This window comes from Klebsiella sp. X1-16S-Nf21 (genome assembly GCF_002837615.1).
Lineage (GTDB): Bacteria > Pseudomonadota > Gammaproteobacteria > Enterobacterales > Enterobacteriaceae > Klebsiella > Klebsiella variicola.
Map to the genome: position 1 here is coordinate 20,709 of NZ_PJDK01000019.1, position 19,917 is coordinate 40,625.

The following is a 19,917-nucleotide window of genomic DNA, read 5'->3' on the forward strand; positions in this document are numbered from 1 at the left end:
AATAGAAAGCAGCAATTATATGCAAGCCCTAACGCAGAACAAAAAATTAATCGTGTTGTAACAAGAAATGGCGGGCGAGCAGGGCGGCGGTAAAATTCTTTTTCAGGTAAAAGCCGCGCGGCAGCGTCAGGATCGTCTCCCCGTGCGCGCCGATGGCCTCGGTCAGCGCCTTGCTGTTGGCGGCTTTCGGTCTTAACTGCAGCACCTCGCCATGGCGGGCGGTAATGCGCTCAACTTCGCCCAGAACAATGAGATCCATCAGCTCCTCCCAGTCCATGCGCAGCTGGCGCTCCTCGTCTTCGTCCGGACTCCACAGCAGTGGTGCGCCGACGCGCCGCGCCGCCAGCGGAATGGTGCGCTCACCCTCCACCGGGATCCACAGGACGCGCTGCAGCTTATGCCGCACATGGCTGCTCTCCCAGGTGACGCCGCTATTGCCGGTTAACGGGGCGACACAGACGAAGGTGGTCTCCAGCGGACGCCCCCGGCTGTCGATGGGGATCGTTTTGAGCTCGACCCCCAGCGCGGCGAAATCCTGCTCGGGTTTACTGCCTGCGCTGGCGCCCAGCCACAGCTCCAGCAGAATGCCCGTCCAGCCTTTATCGCGTTTCAGATCGCGCGGAATGGGGATCCCGGCCAGCGCCGCCAGCTCGCCCAGCGAATAGCCAGCCAGCTGACGGGCCTGGGCCAGCAACTGTTCCTGACTTTGCGGCGGCGAGGAGAGAGGGGCGATAGTGGGCATAGGGCGCTACCTTTGGCTAAAAAATGAGCGCTATTTTTGCGCGTTGTGGATAGAGTTTACCGTTTTCTGAGTAACTATACCAATGTCATGATTTATATGAGTTTTTAAACTTATTGCGCCGCGGGTGAAAACCGTGAAAACAGGTTTTCCAGAACTGGTCACTGACAATAAACAGGATCTTACACCATGTTATCCACAGAAAATTGGGATAACTGGGGAAAAGCCTCACTACTGGTTCGATTTACAGCCTTGACGTGCGACGAAAATCGAAATTTTAGAGAAAACCTGCCCGCGGTCTGCGCGTAATCTGTGGATAAAATCGACATTGCTCGATCTTTCATCAGTCAGCGGATCGCATATGTGATGATCGTCACGTTACGTTGTAATAAATGAAAGGAATATATTCTAACTTGATGAATATGCTATCATTATTTTAAGGTGTTAGCGGTGCGATGTTCAGATTACTCCGGGTTTTCCCGGGGTAATTCCGTACTTCTTCACAACTCTATCCACAGAAAAAGTGAATAAAATAGGGCCTAAGCCGCATTCGTTGTTTATAACTCTGGCCATTACTGTGAGTTATTCAAATGTTATCCGTTCTCAGTGTGCGAACAGAGTGGTTTACCGTTTCCGGCGAGTGTGAAACAATCATTCACATTGAAGCTTATCTTGAGGTAGTCCGGTGATTGATGACGATGGCTACCGCCCAAATGTCGGTATTGTAATCTGTAATCGTCAGGGCCAGGTCATGTGGGCCCGGCGCTATGGTCAGCACTCGTGGCAGTTCCCGCAAGGGGGCATAAATCCAGGAGAATCCGCAGAGCAGGCGATGTATCGGGAATTGTTTGAAGAGGTCGGGTTAAGCCGTAAAGATGTGCGGATCCTTGCCTCAACCCGTAACTGGCTGCGTTACAAGTTGCCTAAACGTTTGGTGCGTTGGGACACAAAGCCGGTTTGTATCGGCCAGAAACAAAAGTGGTTTCTTTTGCAGTTGATCGGCAACGATGCGGACATCAATATGCAAACCAGCAGTACACCAGAATTTGATGGTTGGCGCTGGGTGAGTTACTGGTACCCGGTCCGCCAGGTGGTGTCGTTCAAGCGCGACGTCTACCGCCGGGTGATGAAAGAGTTCGCCAGCGTGACCATGTCGCTGGCGGAGAGTGCACCTAAGCCGCAAAGCGCGCCTGCTTATCGACGTAAAAGAGGTTAAGCCACGCACATTATGCTCACTCGGTTGCGAGAAATAGTCGAGAAGGTCGCGAGTGCGTCGCGTTTAAACGAGGCGCTGGATATTCTGGTGACGGATGTCTGCCAGGCGATGGAGACGGAAGTCTGCTCGGTTTACCTGGCTGACAATGACCGACGCTGCTATTACCTGATGGCCACCCGCGGGTTAAAAAAACCTCGCGGGCGCACCGTTGCGCTGGCGTTCGATGAAGGCCTGGTGGGTCTGGTTGGCCGCCTGGCGGAGCCCATCAACCTCGCCGATGCGCAAAAACACCCCAGCTTCAAATATATCCCTGCCGTCAAAGAGGACCGCTTCCGCGCCTTCCTTGGCGTGCCGATCATTCAGCGCCGCCAGCTGTTGGGCGTGCTGGTGGTCCAGCAGCGCGAGCTGCGTCAGTTTGATGAAAGCGAAGAGTCTTTCCTCGTCACCCTCGCCACCCAGATGGCGGCGATCCTCTCCCAGTCCCAGCTGAACGCCCTGTTCGGCCAGTATCGTCAGACGCGCATTCGCGCCCTCCCGGCCTCTTCCGGGGTGGCGATCGCCGAGGGCTGGATGGACGTCAGCCTGCCGCTGATGGAGCAGGTGTATGAAGCCTCGACGCTGGACACCGCCTCGGAACGCGAACGCCTGACCGGCGCGCTGGAAGAGGCGGCTAACGAATTTCGTCGCTACAGCAAACGCTATGCTGCCGGCGCGCAAAAAGAGACGGCGGCGATCTTCGATCTTTACTCGCACCTCCTCTCCGACGCCCGCCTGCGTCGCGAGCTGTTTGCCGAAGTCGACAAAGGCGCGGTGGCCGAGTGGGCGGTCAAAAAGATCATTGAGAAGTTCGCCGAACAGTTTGCCGCGCTCAGCGACGGTTATCTGAAAGAGCGGGCCGGCGATCTGCGTACCCTGGGTCAGCGTCTGCTGTTCCATCTCGACGACAGCATTCAGGGGCCCAACACCTGGCCGGCGCGCATTATCCTCGTGGCGGACGAGCTGTCGGCCACCACCCTCGCCGAAGTGCCGCAGGATCGTCTGGTCGGTGTGGTGGTGCGCGATGGCGCCGCCAACTCCCATGCCGCCATTATGGTACGCGCCCTCGGGATCCCGACGGTGATGGGCGCCGATATCCAGCCCTCTCTGCTGCATGGCCATACGCTGATTGTCGATGGCTATCGCGGTGAGCTGCTGGTGGATCCCGAACCTGTCCTGTTGCAGGAATATCAGCGCCTTATTAGCGAAGAGAACGAGCTCAGCCGCCTGGCGGAGGACGATCTCCAGCGCGCGTCGGAGCTGAAAAGCGGCGAGCGGGTGAAAGTCATGCTCAACGCCGGCTTAAGCCCGGAGCACGAAGAGAAGCTCGGCAGCTTTGTTGACGGCATTGGCCTCTACCGTACCGAAATTCCCTTTATGCTGCAGAGCGGCTTCCCCTCTGAAGAGGAGCAGGTCGCCCAGTATCAGGGCATGCTGCAGATGTTTAACAGCAAACCGGTGACCCTGCGTACCCTGGACATCGGCGCGGATAAACAGCTGCCGTATATGCCGATCAGCGAAGAGAACCCGTGCCTCGGCTGGCGCGGGATCCGCATCACCCTCGATCAGCCGGAGATCTTTTTGATCCAGGTGCGGGCGATGCTGCGCGCCAACGCCGCCACCGGCAACCTCAGCATTTTGCTGCCGATGGTGACCAGTCTGGAGGAGGTGGATGAGGCCCGTCGGCTGATCGACCGCGCCAGCCGGGAAGTGGAAGAGATGATCGGCTACGCCATCCCACGTCCGCGCCTGGGGGTGATGCTGGAGGTCCCGTCGATGGTCTTTATGCTGCCGCAGCTGGCCAGTCGGATCGATTTTATCTCGGTAGGGACGAACGACCTGACCCAGTACCTGCTGGCCGTCGACCGCAACAATACCCGGGTCGCCAGCATGTATGACAGCCTGCATCCGGCGGTATTGCGGGCGCTGGCGATGATCGCCCATGACGCGGAGCGCTTTGGCATCGATCTGCGACTGTGCGGCGAGATGGCGGGCGACCCGATGTGCGTGACGATCCTTATCGGCCTCGGTTATCGCCATCTGTCGATGAACGGCCGCTCGGTGGCGAGGGTGAAATATCTGCTGCGCCGCATTGATATCGAAGAGGCGCAGGAGCTGTCGCGTCGCAGCCTTGATGCCCAGATGACCGCTGAGGTGCGCCATCAGGTGGCGGCCTTTATGGAGCGTCGCGGTCTCGGCGGCCTGATCCGCGGCGGGCGGTAGCGGTAGCCCGGGTGAGGCGTAAGCCGTAACCCGGGGATCCTCTGCTCGCACCATCCGGCAAAATAGGGTACCGCCGGGAAAACGGCATTCTGTTAGCATCCGTATACATATCTTTTACACGTTCGGCGCGGATCGCACTCCAGGCTTATGCTATGATTCGCCTCCTTCGGCGTGCCCGTTTTTATCGGGCATAGATCATCACCGCTGTCCACTTTCGGCGGAATAACAAGTCTTTATGGTGACAGATGAATAGTGGCTACCTGCATTTTCCGGAGTTCGATCCGGTCATTTTTTCTCTAGGCCCGGTCTCCCTCCACTGGTACGGTTTGATGTACCTGGTGGGCTTTGTCTTTGCGATGTGGCTGGCCACCCGTCGGGCGAATCGTCCGGGCAGCGGCTGGACGAAAAATGAAGTGGAAAACCTGCTCTACGCGGGCTTCCTCGGCGTCTTCCTGGGCGGCCGTATCGGCTACGTGCTGTTTTACAACCTGCCGGTATTTCTTGCCGATCCGCTGTATCTGTTCCGCGTCTGGGACGGCGGCATGTCGTTCCACGGCGGCCTGATCGGCGTGATCCTGGTGATGATTATCTTCGCCAGACGCACCAAACGCACCTTCTTCCAGGTCTCCGATTTTATCGCGCCGCTGATCCCGTTTGGCCTTGGCGCCGGACGTCTGGGCAACTTCATCAACGGTGAGCTGTGGGGCCGCGTGGACCCGAGCTTCCACTACACGATGATTTTCCCGGGCTCCCGTGCCGAAGACCTGGCGCTGCTGCCGACGCATCCGGAATGGCAATCGCTGTTCGATACCTACGGCGCGCTGCCGCGTCACGCGTCGCAGCTGTACGAGCTGGCGCTGGAAGGCGTGGTGCTGTTCCTGATCCTGAACCTGTTTATCCGTAAACCGCGCCCGACCGGCTCCGTTTCCGGTCTGTTCCTGATTGGCTACGGCCTGTTCCGCATCATCGTGGAATTCTTCCGCCAGCCCGACGCCCAGTTCACCGGCGGCTGGGTGCAGTACATCAGCATGGGGCAGATTCTTTCGATCCCGATGGTGCTTGCGGGTATCATCATGATGGTTTGGGCTTACCGCCATCGTCCGCAGCAACAGAATTCTTGAGGAACCATGAAACAGTATCTTGATTTGATGCAGAAAGTGCTCACCGAGGGCACGCCAAAAAATGACCGCACCGGCACTGGCACGATCTCTATTTTCGGCCATCAGATGCGTTTTAACCTGCAGGAAGGCTTCCCGCTGGTGACCACCAAGCGCTGTCATTTACGCTCCATCATCCATGAACTGCTGTGGTTCCTGCAGGGCGACACCAACATCGCCTATCTGCACGACAACAACGTCACCATCTGGGACGAGTGGGCAGATGAAAATGGCGACCTGGGGCCGGTCTACGGCAAACAGTGGCGTTCCTGGCCTGCGCCGGACGGTCGTCATATCGACCAGATCACCACGGTGATGAACCAACTGAAAAACGACCCGGACTCCCGCCGGATCATCGTCTCGGCGTGGAACGTCGGCGAGCTGGATAAAATGGCGCTGGCGCCGTGCCACGCCTTCTTCCAGTTCTACGTCGCTGACGGCAAGCTCTCCTGCCAGCTGTATCAGCGCTCCTGTGACGTATTCCTCGGCCTGCCGTTCAATATCGCCAGCTACGCGCTGCTGGTGCATATGGTGGCGCAGCAGTGCGATCTGCAGGTCGGTGATTTCGTCTGGACCGGCGGCGACACCCATCTGTACAGCAACCATCTTGAGCAGACCAACCTGCAGTTGAGCCGCGAACCGCGTCCGCTGCCGAAGCTGGTCATCAAACGCAAACCGGCGTCGATTTTCGACTACCGTTTTGAAGACTTCGAGATTGAAGGTTACGATCCGCACCCGGGCATTAAAGCGCCGGTGGCGATTTAACCCTCCCCTGCAGAGATGACCAACCGGCGCCCGATGGCGCCGGTTTTTTTATGCCTTTTGCACCATCAGAATGGAGGCTATCTCCATAGCCACAGGGATAAGGTCGCTTCAGCCTGCCCACTGCCCCCCCGGCGGTTGCGGTGGGCGAAGTTGGGTAGACGCTCGCAAAAAAATGTTCCTCTGTCGAGTATGCAAACCTTTTTTGCGTATCTGGCCGGGAAAGCTATTTTCCGTCGTCGCGCCAGGGTCAACCGCCGCGGCATACTCGACGCCATGAACAGAGAACATGGCTACACCCTGATGGAAACCCTGGTAACGCTGACACTGATGATGATCCTCAGCGTCGGCGGCCTGTACGGCTGGCAGCGCTGGCAGCAACAGCAACAACTGTGGCAAACCGCCGTCCAGGTGCGGGATTTTCTGCTCTTTCTGCGCGATGACGCCAACGCGTACAACCGGGACCGCGTGCTTCGCGTCGGCCAGGACGAAGTGGGCTGGTGCCTGAGCGCGGAGGGGGAGGGGCCGGAATGCGCCTCGGGGACATCCTTCACGCTGCGCCCGCGCTGGCCGGGGATCACGCTGGCTGGCGTTACGCCTGGTCTGGGGTTTTATGGTCTGCGTAGCACCGCCTGGGCGGGGAATCTGCGGCTGCAGAGCGCGGCCGGCAGCTGGAGTATTGTGATCTCACACTGGGGGCGGATTCGTTTATGCCGCAGTGACAGCGCAGGAGGGTGTCAGTGAACAGTCGAGGATTTTCCCTGGCGGAGGCGCTTATCGCCATGGCCATCGGCTCGCTGCTGCTGATGGGGGCCTGCCGTTTTCTGCCTGCCCTGCAGCGTCATATTCTGCGCCAGGGCGAACAGCTGGCCCTGGAGAACGAGCTGTGGCAGCGCGTGCATGCCGTGGGAAAACATCTCCAGCGCGCCGGGTACTGCCGGGGAGCGTGCGGCGGAGCCGGGCTGGAGCTAGCCGCTGATGGCGAGTGTCTGATTGTGCGCTGGGATGCGAACAGCAACGGGAGATGGGAAACCTCCCCCGCGGCAGCGGCGGAGAGCACCGGCTTTCGCCTGCGCGACGGCGCGCTGGAGACCTTGCGCGGGGCCAGCGACTGCCGCGGGGGCGGATGGGAGAAAATCACCAACCCGGCCGCCATCGTGGTGACGCGCTTCTCGGTACAACGTCAGGTCACCTCGGGCTTCGCGCCGGAGCTGAGCGTGACGCTGGCGGCGCGCTCCGCGCAACAGAGGGGCCTGACGAGCGAGGTTGAGCAGCGGGTGACGGGGTATAACCTGTGAGCCGTCAGCGTGGAATGTCGTCGCTGCTGATGGTGCTCCTGTTGCTGACCCTCGGCAGCCTGTTACTCGAGGGGCTTAACCTGCAGCAGCGGGCGCTGCTGGCGCAAACCGCCAGCGAAACGCAGGCGATCCGCGATACGGCGATAGCCCATTCGGCGCTGCAGTGGGGAAAACAACAGGCCTGGTCGGCGCAGCTGCCGCTGGCCTGCCGGGAGCAGACGCCGCAGGGCTGGCGCGCCTGCCTGCGTATCTTCGGCGACGGTTCACTGTTGCTCAGCAGCGCCAGCGGCGAGGTGCAGGTCTGGCAGTCCGGCGAGGTGCGCGGCGGGCAGGTGCGTTTTTCCGCCCACGGCTGGAGCGATTTTTGCCCGCTCAGGGAGGTGAGCTTATGTCAAATGCCCTGAAGCATCAGCGGGGGTTTAGCCTGCCGGAGACGGTGCTGGCGATGGCGCTGATGGTGCTGACGGTCACCGCGCTGGGCGGCTATCAGCGCGGAATGGCGCAAGGAATTGTCCAGTTGAACCAGACCCGTCAGCTGTGGCGCGACGCGTGGCGCTATAGCCAGCTCTCCGCGCCGCCCTCGCCGGCTCGCGGGCAGGTAAGCCGTATGCAGACATCGACGCAAAGATGTGTCAGCATCACGGTAACGATCAGTATGCCCGTTGCCAAGCGGGTGCAGATGACCCGGCTGCATTGCCCGGTTAGTCAGTAGTCAGGAGCAATTATGTTAAGGGTATACCACTCAAACCGGCTGGATGTTCTCGAGGCGTTGATGGAATTTATCGTCGAGCGCCAGCGGCTGGATGACCCTTTTCAGGCCGAAATGGTGCTGGTGCAGAGTACCGGTATGGCGCAGTGGCTGCAGATGACCCTGGCCTCGCGCTTCGGAATTGCCGCCAATATCGAGTTCCCGCTGCCGGCGAGCTTTATCTGGGACATGTTTGTGCGCGTCCTGAAAGATATTCCTGGCGAAAGCGCCTTCAGCAAGCAGAGCATGAGCTGGAAGCTGATGACCCTCCTGCCGCAGCACCTGGAGGAAGACGATTTTATCTTGCTGCGCCAGTATCTGAGCGATGACGGCGACAAGCGCAAGCTGTTTCAACTCGCCGCCCGGGTGGCGGACCTCTATGACCAGTACCTCGTCTATCGCCCGGAGTGGCTGATGCGCTGGGAGGCCGGCCAGCGGGTGGAAGGTCTCGGCGATGCCCAGCAGTGGCAGGCGCCGCTGTGGCAGGCGCTGGTGAGATACACCGCCGAGCTGGGGCAGCCGCAGTGGCACCGCGCCAATCTCTACCAGCGCTTTATCAGTACCCTGGAAAAAGCGGACGAACCGCCCGCCGGGCTGCCGTCGCGCGTCTTCATCTGCGGGATTTCCGCGCTGCCGCCGGTCTATCTTCAGGCGCTGCAGGCGTTGGGTAAGCATGTCGATGTCTATGTCTTGTTTACCAACCCCTGCCGCTACTACTGGGGAGACATTAAGGATCCGGCGTTCCTGGCGAAGCTGCTGTCGCGCCAGCGGCGCCATCACCGCGAGGCACGCGCGCTACCCCTGTTTCGCGACACCGAGCAGGCGCCGGGGTTGTTTAATGACGCTGGGGAACAGGATGTCGGCAACCCGTTGCTCGCCTCCTGGGGCAAACTGGGGCGCGATTATATCTACCTGTTGGCGGGGCTGGAGCGCTATGAGGAGCTGGACGCCTTTGTCGATATTGCCCCCGATAACCTGTTGCATAACCTGCAATCGGATATCCTCGAACTGCGCAACGCGGCGGTGGCCGGGCAGAGCGCAGAGGCGTTCGCCCACAGTCGCGACAAACGTCCGCTGGCGCTGGATGACCGCAGCCTGAGCATTCACGTCTGCCACAGTCCGCAGCGCGAAGTGGAGGTTCTGCACGATCGGCTACTGGCGATGCTGGAGGCGGATCCGACGCTCACGCCGCGGGATATCATCGTCATGGTGGCGGATATCGACAGCTACAGTCCCTATATTCAGGCGGTGTTTGGCGCGGCCAGCGGCGATCGCTGGTTGCCGTGGGCGATCTCCGACCGTCGCGCCCGCGAGTCGCACCCGGTGCTGCAGGCGTTTATCACGCTGCTCTCGCTGCCGGACAGCCGCTTCGCCAGCGAAGATGTGCTGGCGCTGCTGGACGTGCCGGTGCTGGCGGCGCGCTTTAATATCACGGAAGAAGGGCTGCGCTACCTGCGCCAGTGGGTGAACGAGTCCGGCGTCCGCTGGGGAATGGATGACGACAACGTCCGCGAACTGGACCTGCCAGCGACCGGGCAGCATACCTGGCGGTTCGGCCTCACCCGTATGCTGTTGGGCTACGCGATGGACAGCCGCGAGGGAGAGTGGCAGTCGGTGCTGCCGTATGACGAATCCAGCGGTTTGATCGCCGAACTGGTGGGCAACCTCGCGTCGCTACTGATGCAGCTTAATCTGTGGCGACGCGGCCTTGCCCAGCAGCGGCCGCTGGCGGAGTGGCTGCCGGTCTGTCGCGATCTGCTGAATGACTTTTTCCTGCCGGACAGCGAGACCGAAGCGGCGCTGGCGCTGATTGAGCAACAGTGGCTGGCGGTTATTGATAGCGGTCTGGAAGCACAGTATGGCGACCAGGTGCCGCTGACGCTACTGCGCGATGAGCTGGCCCAGCGTCTCGATCAGCAGCGGATCAGCCAGCGCTTTCTTGCTGGCCCGGTCAACATCTGCACCCTGATGCCGATGCGCTCTATTCCTTTCAAAGTGGTTTGCCTGCTGGGGATGAACGACGGGGTTTATCCGCGAACGCTGCCGCCGCTGGGCTTTGATTTAATGAGCCAGAAGCCGCAGCGCGGCGACCGCAGCCGGCGCGATGATGACCGCTATCTGTTCCTCGAAGCGCTGATGTCCGCCGAACAGACGCTGTATATCAGCTACATCGGCCGTTCGATTCAGGACAACAGCGAGCGCTTTCCCTCGGTGCTGGTGCAGGAGCTGGTGGATTATATCGGCCAGAGCCACTGTCTCGCTGGCGACGAAGAGCTTGACTGCGACGCCAGCGAAGCCCGGGTCAAAGCCCATATCACCCATCTGCATACGCGCATGCCGTTCGACGTCGCTAATTTCCAGGAAGACGAGAACAAGAGCTACGCTCGTGAATGGCTGGCCGCCGCCGGCCAGCAGGGAGAGGCGCATAGCGATTTTATACAGCCGCTCACCGCGCCGCCGATTGACAGCCTGCCGTTCGAGCAGCTCTTACGCTTCTGGCAGCACCCGGTTCGCGCGTTCTTTCAGCAGCGTCTGCGGGTCAATTTCCGCGCCGAAGAGGACGATATTCCAGACGACGAGCCCTTCACTCTTGAAGGGCTGAGCCGTTATCAACTGAATCAGCAACTGCTCAATACGCTTATCGAGGAGCAGGACGTCTCAGCCATGTTCCGCCGCTTCCGCGCCGCCGGCGAGCTACCGTATGGCGCCTTTGGCGAGCTGGTCTGGGAGACGCAGCGCCTGGAGATGCAGGCGCTGGCCGAGCGGGTGATGGCCGAGCGCCAGCAGGCGCAGAGCATGGAGATCGATCTGCAGTGCGGCGGCGTGAACCTGACCGGCTGGCTGCAGCAGGTGCAGCCGGACGGTCTGCTGCGCTGGCGGCCTTCGCTGCTGAGCGTCTCCCAGGGGATGCAACTTTGGCTGGAACACCTTGTCTACTGTGCCAGCGGCGGCACCGGCGAGAGCCGGCTGTTTGTACGGAAAGAGGGAGAGTGGCGCTTCCCGGCGCTGGCGCCCGCCGAGGCGCAGGCGTACCTTAATGCGCTGGTGGATGGCTATTTGCTGGGGATGTCGCAGCCGCTGCTGCTGCTGCCGGAAAGTGGTGGCGCCTGGCTGAAAGCTTGTTACGACGCCGAAAAGGATGTCATCTTAATGGACGAAGAGACGCAGCAGAAAGCGCGGAGCAAATTCCTGCAGACCTACGAAGGTAACATGGTGGTCAGCGGGGAGGGCGCCGATATCTGGTATCAACGCCTGTGGCGTTCGCTGGAGCCGGCGCATTACGAAGAAATTATTGCTCAGACGCAGCGTTATCTGTTACCGCTATATCGTTACCATCAGTCCACACAAATTTAAATAGTATAAAAATTGCGCAGTGAATGGCGGTTCATTTATTATGCGCAACGTATCACGGACTGATGGACATAAAAGGCTGCACGCTGTGCAGCGCAAGTTTGTTAATGATGAGGTTCGTGAATGCCCCGCAGTTTATGGTTCAAGGTTTTTGTTGTGCTGGCCGCCCTCTGGGCGCCGTTTAGTCAGGCCGACACCGGATGGCAGCCGATTCAGGAGACGATCCGCAAAAGCGAAAAAGATACGCGTCAGTATCAGGCGATCCGCCTTGATAACGACATGGTCGTGCTGCTGGTTTCCGATCCGCAGGCGGTGAAATCGCTGTCGGCGCTGGTGGTGCCGGTGGGATCCCTGCAGGATCCGGCCGATCATCAGGGGCTGGCGCATTTTCTGGAACATATGACGCTGATGGGGTCGCAAAAATATCCCCAGCCTGACAGCCTTGCAGAGTTTCTTAAACTGCACGGCGGCAGCCATAACGCCAGCACCGCGCCTTACCGCACCGCGTTTTATCTCGAAGTGGAAAATGATGCGCTGGACGGGGCCGTAGACCGCCTGGCCGACGCCATCGCCGCGCCGCTGCTGGATAAAAAATATGCCGACCGCGAACGTAACGCGGTCAACGCCGAGCTGACGATGGCCCGGACGCGAGACGGGATGCGCATGGCCCAGGTCAGCGCGGAGACCATCAACCCGGCCCACCCGGCGGCCCACTTCTCCGGTGGTAACCTCGAGACGCTCAGCGATAAGCCCGGCAGCCCGGTACTTGATGCGCTGCATACCTTCCGCGATAGCTGGTACTCCGCCAACCTGATGAAAGCGGTGATCTACAGCAACAAGCCGTTGCCGGCGCTGGCGCGGATGGCTGCTGACACCTTTGGCCGCGTGCCGAATCGTCAGATCAGCAGGCCGGAAATTACCGTCCCGGTGGTAACGGATGCGCAAAAAGGCATCATTATTCACTATGTGCCGGCGATGCCGCGCAAAGTGCTGCGCGTCGAGTTTCGCATCGACAACAACAGCGATCGCTTCCGCAGCAAAACCGATGAGCTGGTCACCTATCTCATCGGCAACCGCAGCCCGGGCACGCTCTCCGACTGGCTGCAAAAGCAGGGGCTGGCGGAAGGTATCCGCGCCGATTCCGATCCGGTGGTAAACGGCAACAGCGGCGTACTGGCGATCTCTGCTACCCTCACCGATAAAGGCCTGGCGCACCGCGACGAAGTGACGGCGGCCATTTTCAGCTATCTCGACCTCCTGCGTACTCAGGGCATCGACAAACGGTACTTCGACGAACTGGCGCATGTGCTGGCGCTGGATTTCCGCTATCCGTCGATCAACCGCGACATGGACTACGTGGAATGGCTGGCGGATACCATGATCCGGGTGCCGGTCGAGCATGCGCTGGACGTGGTGAATATTGCCGACCAGTACGACCCGCAGGCGATCAAAGATCGGCTGGCGATGATGACCCCGCAGAACGCCCGTATCTGGTATATCAGCCCCCAGGAGCCGCATAACAAGACGGCCTATTTTGTCGATGCGCCGTATCAGGTGGATAAGATTAGCGAGCAGACGTTCGCTGACTGGCAGCAAAAATCGCAGGCCATCCAGCTACAGCTGCCGGTGCTCAACCCCTATATTCCGGATGATTTCACCCTCATCAAAAGCGATAAAGCCTGGCCGCATCCGCAGCTGATCCTTGATGAACCGACGCTGCGGGTGGTGTATGCCCCGAGCCAGTATTTTGCCAGCGAGCCGAAGGCGGATATCTCCCTGGTGCTGCGTAACCCCCAGGCGATGGACAGCGCTCGCCGGCAGGTGATGTTTGCCCTCAACGATTATCTCGCCGGCATCGCCCTCGACCAGCTCAGTAACCAGGCGGCGGTCGGCGGCATTTCGTTCTCCACCGGCGCTAATAACGGATTAATGGTTAATGCCAACGGCTATACCCAGCACCTTCCGGCACTGTTCAGCGATCTGTTGCAGGGATACTTCAGCTATACGCCGACCGAGGAACAGCTGGAGCAGGCCAAATCCTGGTATGCGCAGATGATGGACTCCGCCGAGAAAGGCAAAGCCTACGATCAGGCGATAATGCCGATCCAGATGGTCTCCCAGGTGCCGTACTTCCAGCGCGAAGTGCGCCGGGCGCTGCTGCCCTCCATCACTCTTAAAGAGGTGCTCGACTACCGCGCCAACCTGAAAACCAAGGGGCGTCCTGAACTGATGGTGATCGGCAATATGACCGCCGATGCCGCCACGACGCTGGCCCGCCAGATCCAGCAGCAGCTGGGCGCTGACGGCAACGAATGGTGCCGCAATAAAGACGTGGTGGTGAACCGGCAGCAGCTGGCGATCTTCAACAAAGCGGGCAACAGCACCGACTCCGCGCTGGCCGCGGTGTTCGCGCCGCCCAACGTGGATGAGTTCAGCAGCACCGCCGCCAGCACCCTGCTGGGGCAGATTATTCAGCCGTGGTTCTACAACCAGCTGCGTACCGAAGAGCAGCTCGGCTATGCGGTCTTTGCCTTCCCGATGAACGTGGGGCGCCAGTGGGGCATGGGCTTCCTGCTGCAGAGTAGCGATAAGCAGCCGGCCTTCCTCTGGCAGCGGTTCCAGGCCTTCTTTCCCACCGCGGAGGCGAAGCTGCGGGCGATGAAGCCGGAAGAGTTTGCTCAGCTCCAGCAGGCGGTGATAAGCCAGATGCTGCAGGCGCCGCAGACGCTGGGCGATGAAGCCTCGAAACTGAGCAAAGATTTCGATCGCGGTAATATGCGTTTTGATTCACGTGATAAAGTAGTGGCTCAGATTAAACTGCTGACGCCGCAAAAACTTGCCGACTTCTTCCATCAGACGGTGGTGGATCCGCAGGGCATGACGATATTGTCCCAGATTTCCGGTAGCCAGAATGGCAAAGCGGACTATGCCCAGCCGAAAGGCGGCAAAGTGTGGGAAAACGTCAGCGCATTGCAGCAATCCTTACCCCTGATGCGAGAGAATGAATGACCGACACCGCTGAGTCTTTGGATCCCCTGCGCTTGCCCCTGAGGGGCGAGCGCCTGATAGAAGCCTCTGCGGGCACCGGAAAAACCTTTACCATCGCCGCGCTGTATCTGCGGCTGCTGCTGGGGCTGGGCGGCGAGTCCGCCTATTCCCGCGCTATCAGTGTCGAAGAGCTGCTGGTGGTGACCTTTACCGAGGCGGCGACCGAAGAGCTGCGCGGGCGTATCCGCAGCAACATCCACGAACTGCGCATCGCCTGCCTGCGCGGCGAATCCGACAACCCGCTCTACAGCTCGCTGCTGGCGGAGATCGCCGACAAAGACGACGCCGCGAAGACGCTGCTGCTGGCCGAAAGGCAGATGGACGAGGCGGCGGTTTTCACCATCCACGGCTTTTGCCAGCGGATGCTGAGCCTTAACGCCTTCGAGTCGGGCATGCTGTTCGAGCAGCAGCTGATCGAGGATGAATCCCGCCTGCGCTATCAGGCCTGCGCTGACTTCTGGCGCCGCCACTGCTATCCGCTGACCCGCGATATCGCGGCGGTGATCCACGACGTCTGGAAAGGGCCGCGCGATCTGCTGAAGTCTCTTGACCGCTGGCTGCAGGGCGAAGCGCCGCAGCTTAAGTCGCCGCCGGCCCCCGACGAGACGCTGGCCGAACGCCATCAGCAGATCATCGCCCGCATTGACTCGCTCAAGCAGCAGTGGCGCGAGCAGGTGAGCGAGATCGAAGGCGTGCTGGAAAACTCCGGGCTCGACCGGCGGAAATACAATCGTGGCAACCAGGGCAAATGGCTTGAGAAAGTGAACGCCTGGGCGCAGGAAGAGACGTTAAGCTACCAGCTGCCCGACGCGCTGGAGAAATTTGCCCAGTCGTTTCTGCTCGAGCGCACCAAAGCCGGTGGCGAACCACCGGTGCATCCCCTGTTTAGCGCCGTGGAGTCGCTGCTGGCCTCCTCGCTGACGCTCACCGATCTGGTGCTGGCGAGAGCGATGGTCGAGATCCGCGATGCGGTCGCCCGCGAAAAGCGCCGCCGCGGCGAGCTGGGGTTTGACGATATGCTCAGCCGGCTTGACGAGGCGCTGCGCGGCGACAGCGGCGAGACGCTGGCCAGCGCCATTCGCCAGCGTTTTCCGGTGGCGATGATCGATGAATTTCAGGACACCGACCCCCAGCAGTACCGGATTTTTCGCCGCATCTGGCGCCGGCAGCCGGAGACGGCGCTGCTGCTGATCGGCGATCCGAAGCAGGCCATCTACGCCTTTCGCGGCGCCGATATCTTTACCTATATGAAAGCGCGCGGCGACGTTGCCGCGCACTACACCCTCGATACCAACTGGCGCTCATCGCCGGGCATGGTGGGCAGCGTCAACCGGCTGTTCGGCCTCAGCGATAACCCCTTCATGTTTCGTGAGATCCCGTTCCTGCCGGTGAAGGCGGCGGCAAAGAATCAGGGGCTGCGCTTTACCGTTGACGCGGCGGACGTACCGGCGATGAACGTCTGGCTGATGCCCGGCGACACCGTCGGGTCTGGCGATTACCAAACGTTTATGGCGCAGCTCTGCGCCACGCAGATCCGCGACTGGCTGAGCGCCGGTCAGCAGGGGCGCGCGCTGCTGTGGCGCGGGGAAACCTCGCGCCCGGTGCAGGCCTCGGATATCACCGTGCTGGTGCGCAACCGGCTGGAGGCGGCGCAGGTGCGTGAAGCGCTGCAGACGCTGGGCATCCCCTCGGTCTACCTCTCCAACCGCGACAGCGTTTTCGAGACGCTGGAGGCCCAGGAGCTGCTCTGGCTGCTGCAGGCGGTGCTGGCCCCGGAGCGGGAAAATACCCTGCGCAGCGCGCTGGCGACCTCGATGTTTGGCCTGACCGCGCTGGATATTGAAAACCTGAACCAGGATGAGCAGGCGTGGGACGCGCTGGTGGAAGAGTTCAGCGAATACCGCCAGATCTGGCGTCAGCGCGGAGTGATGCCGATGCTGCGGGCGTTGATGACGGCCCGGCATATCGCCGAGAATCTGCTGGCGACCCGCGGCGGCGAGCGGCGCTTAACCGACATTCTGCATATCAGCGAACTGCTGCAGGAGGCGGCCAGCCAGCTGGAAAGCGAGCATGCCCTGGTGCGCTGGCTGGCGCAGCATATCGCCGAGCCGGACAGCAACGCCGCCAGCCAGCAGATGCGTCTCGAAAGCGATAAGCACCTCGTGCAAATTGTCACCATTCACAAGTCAAAAGGGCTGGAGTACCCCCTGGTCTGGCTGCCGTTTATCGCCCGGTTTCGTAAACAGGACCAGGCGTTCTACCACGATCGCGAGACGTTCGCGGCGGTACTGGATCTGGGCCAGGATGAGGCCAGTCTCGAGCTGGCGGAGGCGGAACGGCTGGCGGAAGATCTGCGCCTGCTGTACGTCGCCCTGACCCGTGCGGTCTGGCACTGCAGCCTCGGCGTGGCGCCGCTCAGCAGCCGGAAATCCGGCAACAGCGATTTCCACCTCAGCGCGCTGGGGCGGCTGTTGCAGGCGGGCGAAGCCATGGACGCCGCCGGGCTGGCCGCGCGGTTGGCGGACTTCTGTCATGGCGATATTGCATTACAGAGACCGGGCGAGCTGGATCTGACCCCGTGGCAGGCGCCCGCGGCGACCATCCCCCCGCTGTCGGCGCGCGAGCTGCAGCGCCGCATCGCCGACGACTGGCGGGTGACCAGCTACTCCGGACTGCAACAGCATGGTTTCAGCGGCGGGCAGGATCTGCTGCCGCGTCTGGATGTCGATGCCGCCGGCGTCGGCGAAGTCGTGGAAGAGCCGCAGCTGACTCCGCACCAGTTTCCGCGCGGCGCCGCGCCGGGGACCTTCCTGCACAGCCTGTTTGAGGAGCTGGACTTCACCCAGCCGGTGCCGGACGGGTGGATGGCGGAGAAGCTGCAGCTGAGCGGGTTTGACGCGCAGTGGGCGCCGGTGCTGACCGACTGGCTGGGGGGCGTGCTGAAGACTCGCCTGCCGGGAGCGGATATTGCGCTCAATCAGCTTGCGGCGCGGGATAAACAGGTGGAGATGGCGTTTTATCTGCCTATCGCTCAGCTGCTGACGGCGGAGCGCCTTGACGCGCTTATCCGCCAGTACGATCCCCTCTCCGCCGACACGCCACCGCTGGATTTCCGCCAGGTGCGTGGCATGCTGAAGGGCTTTATCGATCTGGTCTTCCGCCACGAAGGCCGTTATTACCTGCTGGATTACAAATCCAACTGGCTGGGGGAAGACCGCGAGGCCTACACCCGGCCGGCAATGGAGCAGGCGATGCGTGCCCACCGCTACGATCTGCAGTATCAGTTGTACAGCCTGGCGCTGCACCGCTATCTGCGCCACCGGCTGGCCGATTATGACTATGACCGCCACTTCGGCGGCGTGATTTATCTTTTCCTGCGCGGCATGGACGGGCAGGAGGGGGGGCAGGGGATCTTCACCACCCGGCCGGTGAGACCGCTGATTGACGGTCTGGATCAGCTTTTTGCCGGAGAAACTCAGGAGGAGACCTCATGACTTTCGAACAATTACTGCTGGCGGCGGTGGAGCAGCGTCTGCTGCGGCCGCTGGACGTCCAGTTTGCCCTGATGGTGGCGCAAAACGACCCGCCGGCGGTCATGCTGGCGGCGGCCTTGCTGAGCCGGGATGCTGGCGAGGGGCACGTTTGCCTGCCGCTGTCGCGGTTGAGCGGCGACGAGGCGCTGAGCGGAAAAGCGGGGGAGATCCGCGATCGGCTGCTGGCCGAAGCCGGCGCGCCGGAGGACTGGCCCGCGCTGCTGCTCGCTTCGTCGGCGGTGAGCTGCGGCGATGCTCCGGCGCCGATGATTTTGTGCGGCGACCGGCTCTATCTGAACCGGATGTGGCGCAACGAGCTGACCGTCGCCCGCTTCTTTAACGAAGCCAACCGGGTGCTGGAGATGGATGAGGCGCGGCTGGCGTCAACGCTAAATGCGCTGTTTCCCGCCACTGGCGAAACCGACTGGCAAAAAGTGGCCGCGGCGGTGGCGCTGACTCGCCGTATCTCGGTGATCTCCGGCGGTCCCGGGACCGGGAAAACCACCACCGTGGCGAAGCTTCTGGCGGCGCTGATCCAGATTGACGACAGTCCACGCTGTCGTATTCGCCTGGCGGCACCGACGGGGAAAGCGGCGGCGCGCCTGACCGAATCGCTGGGCGCGGCGCTGAGAAAGCTGCCGCTGACCGACGCGCAGAAAGCGTTAATTCCCACCGAGGCCAGCACGCTGCATCGTCTGCTGGGCGCCCAGCCCGGCAGCCAGCGCATGCGCTATCACGCCGGCAACCCGCTGCATCTGGATGTGCTGGTCGTGGATGAAGCCTCGATGATTGACCTGCCGATGATGTCGCGGCTTATCGACGCGCTGCCGGCCCACGGGCGGGTGATTTTCCTCGGCGATCGCGACCAGCTGGCCTCCGTGGAAGCGGGGGCGGTGCTGGGGGATATCTGCGCCTGGGCGAGCTCGGGCTACACTGTCGCGCGGGCGCAGGAGCTGACCCGGCTGACCGGTTCGCCGGTGCCGGCGGGCGAGGGGGCTATCGCTGGCGCGCTGAGAGACAGCTTGTGCCTGCTGCAAAAGAGCTATCGCTTCGGCAGTCACTCCGGCATCGGGAGCCTGGCGCGGGCGGTGAATGCTGGCGCGCGCGCGGAGGTGAAGGCCACGCTGCGCCAGCCGTTTGACGACATCGCGCTTCATCCCCTCAGCACGACCGAAGAGTACGAGGCCATGCTCGGCGCGGCCCAGCAGGGCTATGAACGCTACCTGCAACTGCGCCGCGAGCGGGCCGAACCGCAGGCCATGCTGGCCGCTTTCAGCGAATTCCAGCTTCTGTGCGCGCTGCGTGAAGGGCCGTACGGCGTGAGCGGCGTCAATGAGCGGCTGGAGCAGCGGCTCAACCGCCAGCGGGCGATCGCCCTGCCGCGCCACTCCCGCTGGTATGACGGCCGACCGATCATGATATCGCGCAACGACAGCGCGCTGGGGCTGTTTAACGGCGATATCGGGATAGCGCTGGAGCGCAACGGCGAGCTGCGGGTGTGGTTCCTGATGCCCGACGGCACCATCAAGTCGGTGCAACCGAGTCGCCTGCCGGAGCATGATACCGCCTGGGCGATGACCGTGCATAAATCGCAGGGCTCCGAGTTCGAACATGCGGCGCTGATCCTGCCGGCGCGCAGCGTCCCGCTGGTGACCCGCGAACTGGTCTACACGGCGATCACCCGCGCGAAACAGCGATTGTCGCTCTATGCCGACGAGCAGGTGCTCTCCCAGGCCATTGTGACGCGAACCGAGCGGCGCAGCGGCCTGGCGGAGATTTTCGCCGGGCGCGAAGCCCCCTGAGAGG

The 19,917-nt window shown here is 61.5% G+C and carries 14 protein-coding genes; 12 read left to right on the forward strand and 2 right to left on the reverse strand.

All coding sequences use genetic code 11. The features are described from left to right. Positions 1 to 46 precede the first annotated feature (46 nt). Positions 47 to 742, reverse strand: a complete 696-nt coding sequence (mutH, locus tag CW267_RS11025; RefSeq protein ID WP_008806331.1) for a DNA mismatch repair endonuclease MutH — start codon at positions 740 to 742, stop codon at positions 47 to 49. An 85-nt stretch (positions 743 to 827) separates the two neighbouring features. Next, the gene (locus tag CW267_RS31580) at positions 828 to 971 is read right to left on the reverse strand and encodes a hypothetical protein (protein WP_012540652.1); all 144 of its coding nucleotides are present in this window, start codon (positions 969 to 971) and stop codon (positions 828 to 830) included. 453 nt (positions 972 to 1,424) lie between these two features. Here CW267_RS31580 and rppH point away from each other — a divergent pair, with 453 nt between their 5' ends. The 12 genes from rppH to recD all read left to right on the forward strand — a co-directional run bounded on the left by rppH (position 1,425) and on the right by recD (position 19,913). Continuing rightward, positions 1,425 to 1,955 carry an RNA pyrophosphohydrolase gene (gene rppH, locus CW267_RS11035; RefSeq protein WP_004205443.1) on the forward strand — a complete coding sequence of 177 codons (531 nt, stop codon included), beginning with the start codon at positions 1,425 to 1,427 and terminating at the stop codon, positions 1,953 to 1,955. Between the two features lie 12 nt (positions 1,956 to 1,967). After that, the gene (gene ptsP / locus CW267_RS11040) at positions 1,968 to 4,214 is read left to right on the forward strand and encodes a phosphoenolpyruvate--protein phosphotransferase (RefSeq protein ID WP_100781243.1); all 2,247 of its coding nucleotides are present in this window, start codon (positions 1,968 to 1,970) and stop codon (positions 4,212 to 4,214) included. Positions 4,215 to 4,459: 245 nt separating this feature from the next. Further along, positions 4,460 to 5,335, forward strand: coding sequence for a prolipoprotein diacylglyceryl transferase (lgt, locus tag CW267_RS11045; protein ID WP_002915934.1), 876 nt, complete (start codon positions 4,460 to 4,462; stop codon positions 5,333 to 5,335). A gap of 6 nt (positions 5,336 to 5,341) precedes the next feature. Continuing rightward, positions 5,342 to 6,136 (forward strand): thymidylate synthase, encoded by a 795-nt coding sequence (gene thyA / locus CW267_RS11050; RefSeq protein WP_008806329.1) that lies wholly within the window; start codon positions 5,342 to 5,344, stop codon positions 6,134 to 6,136. A gap of 189 nt (positions 6,137 to 6,325) precedes the next feature. Further along, positions 6,326 to 6,877 (forward strand): prepilin peptidase-dependent protein, encoded by a 552-nt coding sequence (locus CW267_RS11055; protein ID WP_016161770.1) that lies wholly within the window; start codon positions 6,326 to 6,328, stop codon positions 6,875 to 6,877. Next, the gene (locus CW267_RS11060) at positions 6,874 to 7,431 is read left to right on the forward strand and encodes a prepilin peptidase-dependent protein (protein WP_023298179.1); all 558 of its coding nucleotides are present in this window, start codon (positions 6,874 to 6,876) and stop codon (positions 7,429 to 7,431) included. Before CW267_RS11055 ends, CW267_RS11060 begins: the two co-directional genes overlap by 4 nt. Next, positions 7,428 to 7,835, forward strand: a complete 408-nt coding sequence (locus CW267_RS11065; RefSeq protein ID WP_046621764.1) for a DUF2509 family protein — start codon at positions 7,428 to 7,430, stop codon at positions 7,833 to 7,835. The genes CW267_RS11060 and CW267_RS11065 overlap by 4 nt, the downstream gene beginning before the upstream one ends. Then, complete coding sequence (locus CW267_RS11070) at positions 7,820 to 8,143, forward strand: prepilin-type N-terminal cleavage/methylation domain-containing protein (RefSeq protein ID WP_008806325.1); 324 nt, start codon at positions 7,820 to 7,822, stop codon at positions 8,141 to 8,143. Before CW267_RS11065 ends, CW267_RS11070 begins: the two co-directional genes overlap by 16 nt. Before the next feature lie 12 nt (positions 8,144 to 8,155). Next, positions 8,156 to 11,533, forward strand: coding sequence for an exodeoxyribonuclease V subunit gamma (gene recC / locus CW267_RS11075; RefSeq protein ID WP_008806324.1), 3,378 nt, complete (start codon positions 8,156 to 8,158; stop codon positions 11,531 to 11,533). A 120-nt stretch (positions 11,534 to 11,653) separates the two neighbouring features. After that, positions 11,654 to 14,539, forward strand: coding sequence for a pitrilysin (ptrA, locus tag CW267_RS11080; RefSeq protein WP_008806323.1), 2,886 nt, complete (start codon positions 11,654 to 11,656; stop codon positions 14,537 to 14,539). Beyond that, positions 14,536 to 18,072 carry an exodeoxyribonuclease V subunit beta gene (gene recB, locus CW267_RS11085; protein WP_100781244.1) on the forward strand — a complete coding sequence of 1,179 codons (3,537 nt, stop codon included), beginning with the start codon at positions 14,536 to 14,538 and terminating at the stop codon, positions 18,070 to 18,072. The genes ptrA and recB overlap by 4 nt, the downstream gene beginning before the upstream one ends. Next, entirely contained in the window at positions 18,069 to 19,913 is a 1,845-nt protein-coding gene (recD, locus tag CW267_RS11090; RefSeq protein WP_012967289.1) for an exodeoxyribonuclease V subunit alpha, read from the forward strand. Before recB ends, recD begins: the two co-directional genes overlap by 4 nt. Positions 19,914 to 19,917 lie beyond the last annotated feature (4 nt).